General features: G+C 34.0%; 10 protein-coding genes. 5 read left to right on the forward strand and 5 right to left on the reverse strand.

The features are described 5' to 3' along the window. The first annotated feature begins 106 nt into the window (after positions 1 to 106). Positions 107 to 2,602 carry a DUF5686 family protein gene (locus AC3E9W_RS00550; protein ID WP_488766231.1) on the forward strand — a complete coding sequence of 832 codons (2,496 nt, stop codon included), beginning with the start codon at positions 107 to 109 and terminating at the stop codon, positions 2,600 to 2,602. Positions 2,603 to 3,035: 433 nt separating this feature from the next. On the opposite strand, the gene AC3E9W_RS00555 is transcribed toward AC3E9W_RS00550, so the two are convergent. The 3 genes from AC3E9W_RS00555 to AC3E9W_RS00565 form a co-directional block, all read right to left on the reverse strand. Further along, entirely contained in the window at positions 3,036 to 5,306 is a 2,271-nt protein-coding gene (locus AC3E9W_RS00555) for a cation:proton antiporter (protein WP_306153322.1), read from the reverse strand. Positions 5,307 to 5,419: 113 nt separating this feature from the next. Next, on the reverse strand, positions 5,420 to 6,139 hold the full coding sequence (locus AC3E9W_RS00560; RefSeq protein WP_306153324.1) for a LytR/AlgR family response regulator transcription factor: 720 nt from the start codon (positions 6,137 to 6,139) through the stop codon (positions 5,420 to 5,422). Beyond that, positions 6,102 to 6,863: a sensor histidine kinase gene (locus AC3E9W_RS00565; RefSeq protein ID WP_306153326.1), complete on the reverse strand. Its 762-nt coding sequence runs from the start codon at positions 6,861 to 6,863 to the stop codon at positions 6,102 to 6,104. The genes AC3E9W_RS00560 and AC3E9W_RS00565 overlap by 38 nt, the downstream gene beginning before the upstream one ends. A gap of 221 nt (positions 6,864 to 7,084) precedes the next feature. Here AC3E9W_RS00565 and AC3E9W_RS00570 point away from each other — a divergent pair, with 221 nt between their 5' ends. The 4 genes from AC3E9W_RS00570 (at position 7,085) to rpoN (ending at position 13,491) form a co-directional block, all read left to right on the forward strand. Beyond that, complete coding sequence (locus AC3E9W_RS00570; RefSeq protein ID WP_488766234.1) at positions 7,085 to 9,451, forward strand: efflux RND transporter permease subunit; 2,367 nt, start codon at positions 7,085 to 7,087, stop codon at positions 9,449 to 9,451. Between the two features lie 124 nt (positions 9,452 to 9,575). Beyond that, positions 9,576 to 10,220, forward strand: a complete 645-nt coding sequence (locus AC3E9W_RS00575) for a hypothetical protein (RefSeq protein WP_488766236.1) — start codon at positions 9,576 to 9,578, stop codon at positions 10,218 to 10,220. Positions 10,221 to 10,417: 197 nt separating this feature from the next. Beyond that, entirely contained in the window at positions 10,418 to 11,863 is a 1,446-nt protein-coding gene (gene asnS / locus AC3E9W_RS00580; RefSeq protein ID WP_306153330.1) for an asparagine--tRNA ligase, read from the forward strand. Positions 11,864 to 12,030: 167 nt separating this feature from the next. Next, complete coding sequence (gene rpoN, locus AC3E9W_RS00585) at positions 12,031 to 13,491, forward strand: RNA polymerase factor sigma-54 (RefSeq protein ID WP_488766238.1); 1,461 nt, start codon at positions 12,031 to 12,033, stop codon at positions 13,489 to 13,491. Positions 13,492 to 13,823: 332 nt separating this feature from the next. Here rpoN and AC3E9W_RS00590 read toward each other — a convergent pair whose 3' ends face one another. Both AC3E9W_RS00590 and AC3E9W_RS00595 read right to left on the reverse strand, forming a co-directional pair. Next, complete coding sequence (locus tag AC3E9W_RS00590) at positions 13,824 to 14,243, reverse strand: hypothetical protein (protein WP_488766240.1); 420 nt, start codon at positions 14,241 to 14,243, stop codon at positions 13,824 to 13,826. 30 nt (positions 14,244 to 14,273) lie between these two features. Next, positions 14,274 to 14,864, reverse strand: a complete 591-nt coding sequence (locus AC3E9W_RS00595) for a thymidine kinase (RefSeq protein ID WP_144219804.1) — start codon at positions 14,862 to 14,864, stop codon at positions 14,274 to 14,276. Positions 14,865 to 15,043: the final 179 nt, after the last annotated feature.

Here is a 15,043-nt window from a genome sequence, read left to right on the forward strand (position 1 = left end):
TAAAATAGAAAATCCGTCTGGTGAATTGCATCAGACGGATTTTTTTATTGTTATTTTTGCATACGAAAATTAAATTCTTTTCGTTTTTGAAACTATATCATTCTGTATGAAGCTATTTTGTTTTTTGACTTTGTTTTTTACGCTTACCCTTCAGGCGCAAATTCAAATAAACGGAATCGTAACCGATTCAAACAACAAACCTCTTCCGTTTGCTACCATTACCACCTCAGAAAACAATAACACTATTACAGATGTTGACGGAAAATTTATTCTCAAAATTAGCAATTCAGCCACATCGCTTACGGTTTCTTATATTGGTTTTAAAACCAAAACGATTGCCCTAATTAGCAGCAAAACCTTTTATTCGATATCGCTTTTACAGCAAACCGATGACTTAAAAGAAGTAGTGGTTTCTAATGAAAATCCCGCCTTAACGATAATAAAGAAAGTTATTGCGAGTAAATCGACAAACGATCCGCAGAAAAAACTAAATAACTTTGAATACAAAACCTATAATAAACTTATTGTAACGGCAAACCCTGATTCTATTGACGGACGTATTGACACTTCGGCAGCGTATAAAGATTTCGATAAAAAAATCGTCAACATTGATTCTTCCGATTATAAATTTAAAGAAATTGTCAGCAAACAGCATTTGTTTCAAACAGAAAAAGTTTCTCAATATCAGTTTGGGAATAACAAATTGAAAGAAACTGTTTTAGGAACAAAAATAGCTGGTTTCAAACAGCCTATTTACGAAGTTTTGGCTTTCAACCTTCAATCTATCTCGATTTACGATTCTAACTACGAATTGTTCGAAACCAAATACGAAAATCCGATTTCGAGAAATGCGCCTTCCAATTACAATTATAAATTATTGGATACTGTCAGCATAAAAGGTCGTGACACCTACATGATTTATTTCAAAAACAAATCAAAACACAGAGTTTCTGGACTAGAAGGCGTTTTATATATTGACAAAGAAAATTTTGCTGTCGCGAAAGCGGTAATGCGAATTAAAGGCGTTTTGGACATCAGCGGTGTTCATGAGTTTGAATATATTCCGAAAGAAAAAATTTGGTTTCAGAGCAATACCACTTTTAAAATCGTAAAAGGAAAAAATGATGATGATATCCGAATTTTAGGCGGTACCATTCAGTTTGACGGAGATATTGAAGAGAGTTCCGAACCAAGAAAAAAAGTGGCTTCAGATTTCACCTATCTGCTTTCAGAAAGCAATAGTTTTGATATTCGTGTAAACAACAATAATCCGATAAAAAATCCTTCGCTTTATATCGAAATCAATGACGATGCGGCCAAAAAACCAGAAAGTTTCTGGGAAGCCTATAGAAAGGAAAATCTTGATCTAAAAAGCCAGAAAACGTATTTACTCTTAGACAGTCTTTCTATTCGAAATAGAATTGAAAAACGTTTAGGAATTGGCCGAAAAATCATAAATGGCTTCTACCCGATTGGCCCAATTGATTTAGATTTAAAGAAAATCATCAGCTACAACAATTACGAAGGTTTCAGACTTGGTTTGGGCGGTATTACAAACGATCGTTTTTCTAAAAACTTCCGACTTGAAAGTTACACGGCGTACGGAACAAAAGACGGTGTTTTTAAATACAGTGCCGGTGGAGGCGTTTTGCTAGACAAACATACCAATACTTGGTTAAATGCCTATTATGCAGATGATGTCCGCGAGATCGCAAGTACTGTATTTGCGGTAGATAAACGTGTATTTAAAATCTACGATCCGCGCCCAATAAATATTAGTACTTTTTATGAATATACGGGATGGCGCGCCAATGTTCAAACCAAATTTATTCCGAAAACGGAAGCTGTTTTGGAGGTTTCAAGAAATTTGATCGAACCAAAATTTGATTATCTTTTTAATCTCAACGGAAAACTGTATTCGAGTTATATCATGACTACGGCAATGCTTTCTATTGTCTGGGCGCCTTTCAGCAATTATATGCAGACTCCGACGGGAAGAAATGAAAGCGATAAAAGATTTCCGAGATTTACTTTTCAATACACGCAATCTCTACCAAGCGTTTTCGATAATGATTTTACTTTTAGCAAAATAGATTTTAAGGCCGAATACGAAAAACAGTATTTAAACCGCCAGAAAACAAGTTTGCTTTTACAGGCAGGTTATGCAATGGGCGATGTTCCGATCACGCATTTGTACAATACATCTCCGAATAATTTAACGAAAGAAACCGTTATACAGCGTATCACTTTTGCAGGAAGAAATGCTTTTGAAACCATGTATTTTAACGAATTTTTCTCGAGCCAATATCTGATGTTTCAAATCAAACATGGTTTTGACCGAATCAGAATCATGAAAAAGGTTCGTCCTTCGTTAGTCTTGGTAACGAGAATGGCTTGGGGAAGCATGGAAAATCCAGAACAGCATGTGGGTCCAACTTACAAAACACTTGACAGAGGCTTTTTTGAATCGGGAATCGAATTGAATAGAATCTTTAAAGGTTTTGGTTTAGGTGGCTTCTACAGATATGGTCCAAATCAGTTATTGCGATTTGAAGATAATATCGCGGTTAAGATTTCTTATGTACTTGATCTTGGTTTGTAAATAGTTTTAAATTCCAATCTTTTTAAATTCCAAATTCCAATTGTATTATTATAAAACTTTATCCAAATAACTTTATGGTTACTTTGCGTTAGACGCACTGCGGTGCGCCTCTACAAAAAAACTGTAAATTAACCATTGAATCATTTTTTTGCCACAGATTAAAAGGATTACAGGGATTTTTTGAGTATTTCACACACATTTTAATAGACTATAGCAGATTGAATTAAATCAATAATCAATTTAATCCTTTTAATCTGTGGCAAAACTAAATGTTAGACGCACTGCGGTGCGCCTCTACAATTCACAATACTTAAAAATCTTCGTGCATCTTTGTGGAAATTCTTTGCGAATCTCTGTGGCAGAAAACAAAATTCCAAACCCCAATAAGAAAATTGGAATTTGGAATTTTAAAATATTGGAATTTTCTAAATTTTTAAGGTTTAAAAATCAAAACCGATGGTGAATTATTCAGCCAAATGCTTTGAGATTCTATTAGCTTTTTCCAGCTTTCCAGACTGATAATCATTAAATCCTGACTTTCTAAAAATTCTTTCTTTAGCGTTCTGTCATTCATAATCATGATATGATTTGGCGCAATCTGCTCGATAGAACGAATGGTTTCTTGAATTTCTCTAGTATTCTTTACTTCTCCGCCAGCATCTAAAACCGTAATCTGAGAACCGTTATTATTGATTAGTTTTTTAGCATATTCAATTAAAAAAGCATCTTCTTTACTAAAAACAGGCATCAAAACGCGATTGACGTCTTCTAAGTTTTTATCGATAAAAATTCCGACTGGCATTCTAGATTTTGTAATAATATGGCGTGTTCTTTCATCGAAAGGAGAATTTTCAAACAAACCTTCTTTTCCTGTAAACTTGTCAATCAAACGATCTGGATTTACCATTCTGGTCGTAAAACCAAGTATTTTTCCAAGTAAAGTTCCGTCAAAAATAGACTGACCTAAACCAACCAATAACAAATCATATTCGCCATGATTGGCCGTATCAATTATATCCGAATCAATATCATTAGAAACTTTGAACAAACTCAACATATCCTGATTCAGCGCATGCGATTCTTCAATAACCGGAACCAGCATTTTGCGCTCATATTCTTTCACATCAAAAGAGTGCACTTCTGTACTTAAAGAAATATGCATCGCTGTGACGATTGAATTGTCTGCTTGTTTTTTCACCAAACTATTGGCAATCTTGAGCAGTTTTTTCCCTTTTTCTGGAGTTGCAAACGAAAGCAGGATCTTGAATTTGCTTTTACTTCCTATTTCCTGAGGAACAGCCGTGACCTTATCTTTAAAAATAAATCCGATGAAATCTAATGCTGGTCCCGTCATAAAAGTAGTGATTAATGCCATAATGACCATCATCGTGAAGATTTCTGTAGACAATACACCAAGATCATAACCGATATTTAAAACCACGAGTTCCATTAAACCTCTCGTGTTCATCAAGGCACCAATGGCCAAACTGTCTTTCCAGTTCTGCCCCATAAATTTGGCTGCAAAAGCGCTTCCAAAAAATTTACCTACAACCGCAACCAGAATGATCAAACCTGTAATTTTCCATAATTCAGGATCATTCAGCAATCCGATTTGTGTACGCAAACCAGTAAACACGAAGAATAGTGGCAATAGAACAATAATGGCAACGTCTTCAACCTTTTCAATAAATATATTTCTGAATTTATTGTTTTCAGGCATGATTACTCCCGCTAAAAAAGCTCCAAATAAAGCATGAATTCCAATTAATTCAGAAGCATAGGAAGAAATTAAAAGTGTGATAAAGAAAATCGCAACAACTGGTTTATTCAAGCTTTCACGAGTTGCATTCAAATCTCCTACCCTTTTCAAGAACGGACGAACGATTTTTAGCATAATAATTACATACAAAATCGCCATTCCGATAACATAAAGCGAACTCGAAAGCGAACCTGCTTTTACAATGGCAATAACAACCGCCAAAATACACCAAGCTGTAATATCATCTGCCGCGGCACACGTAATGGCAATAGTTCCTAGTTTTGTTTTCTGCATACCGCGTTCTTGCACAATTCGAGCTAAAACCGGGAAAGCGGTAATACTCATAGCAATACCCATAAACAATCCGAAAGAAGAAAACTCCACTCCTTCCGGCGCAAAAGTCTCGTATATAAAATAGGCCAATGACAAACCTAAAGCAAACGGAATTACGATACTGGCATGGCTAATAACAACAGCATCATGCGCTTTATTTTTTAGGACTTTCAAGTCCAATTCCATTCCGATCACAAACATGAAAAGAATTAAACCGATCTGGCTTAAAAACTGTAAGTTTCCTAAAGATGCTGCTGGGAATAAAGCTGCCGAAAACTCTGGGAAATACATTCCGACTAAAGATGGCCCTAACACAATTCCGGCAATCATTTCTCCGATTACCGACGGCTGTCCTATTTTTCTAAAAATCCATCCAAACAGACGAGCGACCAAAATGATGGTTACGATCTGCGCTAGTAAAATAGCAAGAGGATGCTGCAGATTTTCGACCATCGAATGAAGAAAGTCTTTCCAATGATTGCTTTCAACACTTTTCTTTACAATATTACGACCCACTTCTAATGAGGCGCCTTTAGAAATTACCCAATATATTAGTGCTGTAAAACCACCAATAATTGTAACATAGAATATAGAGTTCTTAATGTTATTCATAACTCGTTCTTTAGATTTATTTGCGCAAATATCAGAACTGAGTTTTACGTGAAAAAGCAAATTTCCAGCTAATTTTCAATGTATGTAACAAGTCGGAAAAACTTTGTAATAAGTTATAATTTTACCTTTTTTAAAAAATCAGAACGATAGGTTTCACTTAAAATTAAGGCTGTATTTTTATTGTTTTCGTCCAAATGATGCAAGACAATTTCGTTATGGTTAAAGAATTTTATCGCTTTTACAGCCACAATTTCTTTTTTATTGATTCGGCAGAAATCGGCATCTGGCAATTCTTTTAAAAGCGTGTCGAATTTTACATTTTTTAAATTCAAAAAACTTCCGTCAGTAAGAAGCACCGTTTTGTCTCGGCTGTCGCTTAATGCAGTTGTGATGTACTGGATTTTATTAAAATACAGCAGCGTCTTCCCTTTGTCAGTATTGAGCTGAATGAATTTTTTATCTGAATTTGATTTTTCAAAACGTTCAAGAGCCTTTGAAATCGCTTTTTCTAAACGCTCCAATTTTACAGGTTTTGTAATGTAATCTACCGCATCTATGTTAAACGCTTCGGCCGCATATTCTTTGTACGCCGTGCAGAAAATTACCAATTTATCCTGAAGTTTTTCAGCCAGATGCAATCCGTCGATTCCTGGCATTTCGATATCAGAGATCAATAGATCGAAATCCAGATCCGAAATATCAGACAAAAGTTTCTCGGGATTATTAAATGTTTTTACGATTTCCAGTTCAGGAATCTGTTCGCAAAGCATTTTTAAGTACGTTAATCCCGGAAGTTCATCGTCCAGAAGCAAGCATTTCAGTTTTGTATTCAAGTAAATCAATTTTTAGATGAGCAATATAAACGTCGTTTTCTATAAACTTATCGAGTTTGAAATTGTTTTTGTAAATAATGCGAAGACGATGTTCGAGTGTGGCATGGCCAAAACCGCTTCGTTCTTTTTTCAATACTTTTTTATCAGAGATTTTATTGGAAACCGTCATAAAAAAAGCATTGTCTTTAAACTCAAAAACTACCGTAATAAAAGCATCGGGACTTTGTAGATCGGCATGTTTAAAAGCATTTTCAATTAAATCGATCGAAATTAAAGGTGCCAGCAAAGGCTGATCGTACAGTTTATCTTCTTGATTAATATTGGTTTTGACTTTAAGCTCAAAAAGCGGACTGATTTTGATTTTATTTATTTCGATTAAATTCAGAGCAAAATCTATTTCTTCTTTGGCTGTTACAAATTTCTTTTTGCTTTCGTACAAAATATAATCCAACACATTAGCCAATTTATCAAGTGCAAAGTAGGTTTGGTAAGCATGCGACTGAATCGAATTTAAAATATTTTTAAACAAATGCGGATTTAGTTTTGATTCTAAATTCTCCAATTGCAAATCGTTCACTTTTGATTCTAAAGCATAGAAACTTTTTTCGGCATCTTCTTTGGCTTTTTTGGTTTGCATTAATTGATAAACCATAAAACAAATAATGATGATGAGAAGCAGAAGAATTGCCAGAAAAATAAAAGTTGTTGTATTGTTTTGCTGCATCGCTGTTAATCTATTTTTAAGTACAAATTACAATAACCGATTTTTTTTATTGCAAAATTAATTGCAAATATGGCAAAAGCAGACGACTAAAAAGCAAAAAGCAAGTAAATTATCCTATTTTTAAGATGTTACGGTTTGTGTTAACATAAAGTAAAATAGAGGCGATTGTTTATGATTTCGAGCACTTTTCACTACATTTGCAACCATTTTTTAAAGATGTTATGAAAAACGCTATTCAAGTTGGATTTTGGGAAAAACTAGCCCGAATCATACTTAAAAACAGAATTACGATTCTGGTTATACTTTCTGCTTTAACTATTTTCTTTGGTTATCAGTGGAAAAATCTATCTATGACTTACACTGAAGCAAACCTGCTTCCTAAAGATCATATTGCCAATAAAGATTATCAAAAATTCTTAGACAAATTTGGTGAAGAAGGAAACCTAATTGTGATTGGTTTTCAGGATAAAAACTTTTTTACGCCTAAAAATTACGCCGCTTGGAATGAATTAATGACAGGCTTGAAAAAATCTAAAGAAGTTGATTTAGTCGTTTCCTTAAATGATTTGAAAAAACTGGAGAAAGATACGGTTAATGAAAAATTTGTTTTAACGCCTTTTATCGATCAAAGTAAAGTTTTAGATCCTGCTTATTTAAAAAAGGCTCAAGATGAATTGTTCAATAATCTGCCTTTTTACGAAGGACTTTTATTCAACAAAAAAAGCGGAAGCGTGCGTTCGGCGATTTACATGAATAAAGCTTTGGTAAACACCGCTGAAAGAAAAACTTTTATTCTGAAAACGCTGGTTCCGAAGATTGATAAATTTGAAAAAACAACTGGAATCGATTTGAAAGTTTCTGGAATGCCATACATCAGAACGATCAACGCCGACAACATGAAAGGCGAAATTGGACTTTTCATTGGTGCGTCTTTACTGACCGTTTCATTGATTTTCTTTTTCTTTTTCCGTTCGTTTAGAGCTACATTTATTTCAATTTGTATTTTAATTGTCGGTGTAACTTGGTCATTTGGAATGCTTGGATTGTTGGGTTATAAAATCACCATTTTAACAGCTATTATTCCACCGCTGATTATTGTAATCGGAATTACAAACTGTATTTTCCTGATTAACAAATACCAGCAGGAAATTAAAATACACAACAATCAGGCAAAAGCGTTACAGCGTGTGATTTCAAAAATTGGATCATCAACTTTAATGACCAATTTAACCGCTGCGATTGGTTTTGCAACTTTGATGATTACAGGAAACGAATTGCTGTTTGAATTCGGTTTAGTCACTTCTATCAACGTGCTTTCTGTTTATACTTTGACACTTTTTATTGTGCCAATTATCTACAGTTTTATGCCATTGCCGAAAGCAAAACACTTATATCACTTAGACAAAACGTATATTTCGACGCTTTTAAATTCTGTTGCTACAATTGTTAAAGGCAAAAAGACAATTGTCTATATTATTTATGCGGTACTTTTTATCGTGAGTTTGAATGGTGTTAGACAAATGAAAGTTTCGGGAAGTTTGATTGGCGAAATGCCAAAAAGCGCTTCGTTCTTTAAAGATATTTTGTTTTACGAAAAAGAATTTAATGGTGTAATGCCTCTTGAAATTATGATTGACACCAAAAAGAAAAAAGGTGTTATGAAGGCTTCTACCATTCGTAAAATGGATGAACTGCAAAATACAATTGCAGAAATTCCAGAATTGGCAAAACCGGTTTCTGTAGTGAATTTGGTGAAATATTCTAAACAGGCTTTCTACAATGGAAACCCAGAATATTACCAATTGCCGACTTCGCAAGAGCAGACTTTTATTTTGAGTTATGCTAAAAATGCGACTAAAAACAGCAAAGAAAATCTAATGAAAGCTTATGTAGATTCGACTGGGCAATATGCTAGAATCACAACTTTCATGAAAGATATCGGAACGGATGAAATGGCAAAAGTAGAAGGAAAAATTCGCAAGAAAATTGATGAAATTTTCCCGAAAGATCGTTACGAAGTTACGATTACAGGAAAAGCATTGGTTTTCCAGAAAGGAACAACTTATTTGGCGCACAACTTGATCGAGTCATTGCTTTTTGCTATTGCAACTATTGCAATTTTAATGCTGTATTTGTTCAGATCTTTCAAAATGGTTGCGGCTTCTTTGATTACGAATATTTTACCACTTTGCATTACTTCTGGATTAATGGGTTATTTCGGAATTCCGTTAAAACCATCAACGATTTTGGTATTTAGTATCGCTTTCGGAATTTCGGTTGATAATGCGATTCAGTTTATGGCGAAATACAAACACGACTTGATTCAAAATAAAGGAAAGGTTAAGAAATCGGTTTTCAGTGCTTTAAGAGAAACTGGAGTAAGTACTTTCTATACTTCTGTGGTTTTAATTTTAGGTTTTGCGACTTTCACTTTATCAAGTTTCAGCGGAACTATTGCGCTTGGAGGATTGATTTCTTGCACTTTGGTTTTTGCAATGTTTGCGAATTTGGTGGTTTTACCATCGCTGGTTTTAACTTTTGAGAAGAAGAAAACTAAGAAAGAAGAATTGGAGAATTTGGATAAGTAATCTTTCATTCCCTTTTAGAAATTCGCCACGAATTCACGAATAAAAAAATAAATAATTCGTGAATTCGTGGCTTATAAATTTACACGAATTAATTGTTTGACAGAATATTGCAAAAACATTTTACATGAAAAATATTTTTTTTTATCTCCTATTGCTAAAATCTTTTACCTTTTTTGGTCAGACTAAAATTGATGAAAATATTTCAATTAATTTTCCGAGCAAACCAGAAATCTTTGAAATAAATGAGCAAAGCGTTAAAGGAAAAGTCTATTATGTAAATTCTAAAGAAGATTCTTTTTTTGCAATGAAACTAAATGTAATTCCTAGTGACACTTTAAGCGAAGAAAAACCTCAAAACTTAAGTGAATTAAAAAGAAACTATAAGATTAAGATAGCTAAGCAAATCAAAAGCATGGCGCAAAAGGGTTTATTTCTAAAGGATTCATTTGAAATAAAAATCAATAATTTTTTAGCTTATAAATTACATTTTAAAGGAAAAGAGTCTGAAGAAGAAATAGGAGAAAGTCAAATCTTATTTTTAAATGGCACAACTTATATATTTATTTATTCTAAAGTCGATAGTTATAGTAAATTTAAAAAAGAGCTATTCTTCAAGTCAATAAAAATTAATGACTTTGAAAATTTAAAACAAATTACTGAACCTTATAATTATTTTACTGCAATTTTATCGATTTTAGGATCAGTTGTTTTTCTTTATGTCATAGTTAAATTTCTTAGAGAAGAGAAGAAACATAATCGCATACAATAAAAAAAACTTTTGAAACCGACTGCCCTAGCCCTGATCGAAGCGGCATCCTTTCTATTTTTTCTTTAAAAATAGAAAGATACAGCGAAGAGCAGGAAACAGCTTCAAAAATTAATTATTATCGTTTATATTTGCAATTCGATATAAAAACACTGATTTAGTTTAAAGCCTAAGTCAGAAATCTAAAATCTTAAATAACAATGAAACACACAAAAGTTAGAGACTTATTAAACAGTACGACGACGTTACAGGAAGTGAATGCAAAAGGATGGGTGAGAACTTTTAGAAATAATCAGTTCATCGCGCTAAATGACGGTTCTACCATTAATAATATTCAATGTGTTGTTGATTTTGAAAATACGCCAGAAGAAACTTTAAAAAGAATTACGACTGGAGCTTCTGTTTCTGTAATTGGAACTTTGGTTGAAAGTAAAGGTGCGGGTCAGAAATACGAAATTCAGGTAAACAAACTTGAAATTCTTGGAGATTCTGATGCTGAAAAATTCCCAATGCAACCTAAAAAACACTCTTTAGAATTTTTACGTGAAAACGCTCACTTGCGTGTACGTACAAATGCTTTTGGTGCGATTATGCGTGTGCGTTCGGTATTGTCTTATGCGGTTCACAAATACTTTCAGGATAAAGGTTTTGTTTATGTAAACACGCCAATTATTACAGGAGCTGATGCTGAAGGTGCTGGAGAAATGTTCCAAGTTACTTCTTTACCATTGGATAATCTTCCAAAAAATGAAGAAGGAAACATTGATTTTAAACAAGATTTCTTTGGAAAACATACGAACTTAACGGTTTCTGGACAATTAGAAGGTGAAACTTTTGCAATGGCTTTGGGTCAGATTTATACTTTTGGACCAACGTTTAGAGCAGAAAATTCAAATACTTCACGTCACTTAGCAGAATTCTGGATGATTGAGCCAGAAGTTGCTTTCAACGACTTGGACGACAACATGGATTTGGCTGAAGATTTTATTCAGTACGTTATTAAATATGCTTTAGACAACTGTAAAGATGATTTGAAATTCTTAGAAGGAAGACTTTTGGAAGAAGAAAAATCGAAACCACAGGCAGACAGAAGCGAAATGAGTTTGTTGGAGAAACTAAACTTTGTTTTAGAAAACAACTTCAAACGTGTTTCGTATACTGAAGCAATTGATATTTTAAGAGATTCAACTCCAAATAAAAAGAAGAAATTCAGTTACCTAATCAACGAATGGGGAGCAGATTTACAGTCTGAACACGAGCGTTATTTAGTAGAAAAACACTTTAAATGTCCAGTAATTTTATACGATTACCCAGCAAACATTAAAGCGTTTTACATGCGTTTGAATGATAACACAGAACCAGGAAGAGAAACGGTTCGTGCAATGGATATACTTTTCCCTGGAATTGGAGAAATCGTTGGTGGTTCTGAAAGAGAAGAGCGTTACGATGTTCTGGTTCAGAAAATGGAAGCTCTTGGAATTGACAAAGAAGAATTATACTGGTATTTAGACACCAGAAGATTTGGTTCTGCAACACACGCAGGTTTCGGTTTAGGATTTGAGCGTTTGGTATTGTTTGTTACTGGTATGACAAACATTAGAGACGTAATTCCTTTCCCAAGAACTCCAGGTAGTGCAGAGTTTTAATAAAAAGCTTCTAAGCTTCTAAGATGCTAAGGTTCTAAGATTAAAAATAGACCCTTAGCATTTAAGATGCTAAGAGTTTAAGTTTCAAAAAATAATTTAATTCGAATTAATTCGTCAACATAAGAGACTAAGCATCTTAGAAGCTTAGTGCCTTAGCACCTTTATATATGCTTAAGCAATTTTTAAATTTAAAATTATCTCAAAAATTATCTCCACAGCAAATCCAACTGATGAAGTTAATTCAATTGCCTACGCAAGCTTTTGAACAGCGTTTATTGGAAGAAATGAACGAAAATCCGGCACTTGAAGCTGGAAAAGAAGACGATTACGAAGCTGATGAATATTCTAATGAAGACTACGACGATTACGATGATAACGAATCGGACAGAATCGAAGCAGACGATATTAACATTGACGAATACTTAAGCGACGACGATACGCCTGATTACAAAACTCAGGTTAACAATTACAGCGATGATGAAGAGCGCGAAACGCCTTTTGCGGCTCCGATAAGTTTTCATCAGGATTTGATTAATCAGTTGAATACTTTTATTTTGAATGATGAAGAGCGCGAAATCGCTGAGTTCTTAGTAGGAAGTATTGATGATATGGGCTACATCCGCAGAAGCATTCCAGATATTGTAGACGACATGGCTTTTACTCAGGGAATTTATACTGATGAAGCGATGGTCGAAAAAATGATGACGGTAATTCATGAGCTGGAGCCTTCTGGTGTCGGCGCACGTGATTTACAAGAATGTTTGTTGCTTCAATTAAAACATAAAACACCAACTGAATATGTTGATTTAGCGATTGACATTATCGAAAATCAGTTTGATGCTTTTACGAAGAAACATTACGATAAGTTATTACAGAAATATAGCGTTTCGAACGAACAGCTTAAAAAAGCAATTCACGAAATTGAACGTTTGAATCCGAAACCAGGCGGTTCTTTTACTGGAAATAATAAAGTAACGGAGAATATCGTTCCCGATTTTGCCATTAGAATTGTAGACGGCGAATTGGAATTGACTTTAAACGGACGTAACGCTCCTTCTCTGCACGTTTCTAAAGATTATCAGGAAATGATGCAGACGTATAAAGAATCTCGCGATAAATCGACTGCGCAGAAAGATGCGGTTCAGTTTATCAAACAAAAACTAGATTCTGCAAAATGGTTTATCGATGCGATCAGACAGCGTCAGGAAACTCTTTTTGTTACCATGAATGCGATTATGCATTATCAGGAAGAATATTTCTTAGACGGTGACGAAACCAAACTAAAACCAATGATCTTAAAAGATATTGCAGATATGGTTGGTTTGGATATTTCGACGATTTCGCGTGTAGCCAACAGCAAATATGTGGAAACGCCATACGGAACAAAACTAATTAAAGAATTCTTCTCTGAAGCGATGAAAAATGATCAGGGAGAAGATGTTTCGACTTTAGAAATCAAAAAGATTCTTCAGAATACTATTGAAGAAGAAGACAAGAGAAAACCGCTTCCAGACGATCAATTGGCCGAAATATTAAAAGAAAAAGGATATCCGATTGCGAGAAGAACGATTGCTAAGTATCGCGAACAGCTTGATATTCCTGTGGCGAGAATGAGAAAGAAGATTTAGATTTTTTTTTAAAACCATATAAGAAATATAAGTTCATTTAAAAAAAATCCGACAGATTTCAAAATCTATCGGATTTTTTTCATTCCGCTAGGAATGTTTCATCGGTAGAAAACAAATTAGATTGCGGTTATACGCTCCGTAGGAACGTTTGATAAATTGATTGTTTTCAAAAAAATCAGGTGTCCCTACATGACACAACGTAAAATCCCTAATATTTTGGCTACCGACCACATATTCCTAACGGAATAACAAAACTATTTATATAAAAACATAAAACCCGACAGATTTAAAATCTGTCGGGTTTTATAATATCAATTAATGTATATTTTTAACTATTTATACTCATCCGGCAAAATCTTCACATCAAATAAAAAAGATTTCTTTTTATCAGTGTAATGGTAAATCAGAGTATAATCATTATCTCTAAAAACTTGAAGTCCTGAATTTTCTTTTGCGGTACTTTTTAAGCTTTTCTTTAGTTCTTCTTGAATAACATTTACCTCAGCTGTTTCTTTTGCAACATTTAACAAAGTCAAATTGTACTGAACAAACCTTTCTTCTGGAAGGCTTACACTGTCTAATCTCATTCCTTCCTGAATATTGAGCGGACAGCTTTTGTTATATTTTGCAACCAATTCTGCTACTTCAGTGTTCACCTCATCTGCATTTTTGGCGAGATAAAACTGGAAATAAACCACAAAAGCCACTGCAATTCCGATCAGTACCAATAATAAAGCAGTCGACTTTCTCATATTTTGTTTTTTATTTAGGGAAATTTAAATTTATTTTTCCTGACTTTTCTTCATAGCATTAAAATACGCTGCACGGCTAAGCGGTTCGTATTCTTCTGTTTCTCCTAACATGACCAATTTATCGTTGGCTGTTTTTCTAAAACTGTAATTAGCCAAATTTCCTGTTCGCGTGCAAACGGCGTGAACTTTTGTTACATATTCGGCAGTTGCCATTAATCCAGGCATTGGTCCAAACGGATTTCCTTTAAAATCCATATCCAATCCTGCAACAATTACACGAATTCCTTGATTGGCCAAATCGTTGCAAACGGTAATAATTTCATCATCAAAAAACTGTGCTTCATCGATTCCGATTACGTCGCATCCTTGAGCTAAAATCAATATGTTAGCTGCTGCAGGAACGGGTGTAGAACGAATTTCGTTGGCATCATGAGACACCACCATTTCGTCATGATAACGGGTATCAATAGCAGGTTTAAAGATTTCGACTCTTTGTTTGGCAAATTGGGCGCGCTTTAATCTTCGGATCAGCTCTTCGGTTTTACCCGAAAACATTGATCCACAAATAACTTCAATCCAACCAAATTGTTCTTTGTGATTTACTGTATTTTCGAGAAACATTTTGTATTTTTCTACCTTTAAAAATGAATAGTTTTTATTACTTTGTACTGGCAATAAATTGATGTAAAAATGTGCTGTTTTACATTTTTTCAAAAGTAGAAAATTTTTATCAAACCGTAGATTCGCGAAAGCGTATTAACAGAAATAAAAAAATATCTTTTGAATTTCCTTGATAATAG

Source organism: Flavobacterium sp. 38, assembly GCF_057799715.1.

What these genes read in the sequence shown, in the direction of transcription:
- AC3E9W_RS00550 (WP_488766231.1), top strand. Translation starts at nt 107, where the DNA reads ATGAAGCTATTTTGTTTTTTGACTTTGTTTTTTACGCTTACCCTTCAG.
- AC3E9W_RS00555 (WP_306153322.1), bottom strand. Translation starts at nt 5,306, where the DNA reads ATGAATAACATTAAGAACTCTATATTCTATGTTACAATTATTGGTGGT.
- AC3E9W_RS00565 (WP_306153326.1), bottom strand. Translation starts at nt 6,863, where the DNA reads ATGCAGCAAAACAATACAACAACTTTTATTTTTCTGGCAATTCTTCTG.
- AC3E9W_RS00570 (WP_488766234.1), top strand. Translation starts at nt 7,085, where the DNA reads ATGAAAAACGCTATTCAAGTTGGATTTTGGGAAAAACTAGCCCGAATC.
- AC3E9W_RS00575 (WP_488766236.1), top strand. Translation starts at nt 9,576, where the DNA reads ATGAAAAATATTTTTTTTTATCTCCTATTGCTAAAATCTTTTACCTTT.
- asnS (WP_306153330.1), top strand. Translation starts at nt 10,418, where the DNA reads ATGAAACACACAAAAGTTAGAGACTTATTAAACAGTACGACGACGTTA.
- rpoN (WP_488766238.1), top strand. Translation starts at nt 12,031, where the DNA reads ATGCTTAAGCAATTTTTAAATTTAAAATTATCTCAAAAATTATCTCCA.
- AC3E9W_RS00590 (WP_488766240.1), bottom strand. Translation starts at nt 14,243, where the DNA reads ATGAGAAAGTCGACTGCTTTATTATTGGTACTGATCGGAATTGCAGTG.
- AC3E9W_RS00595 (WP_144219804.1), bottom strand. Translation starts at nt 14,864, where the DNA reads ATGTTTCTCGAAAATACAGTAAATCACAAAGAACAATTTGGTTGGATT.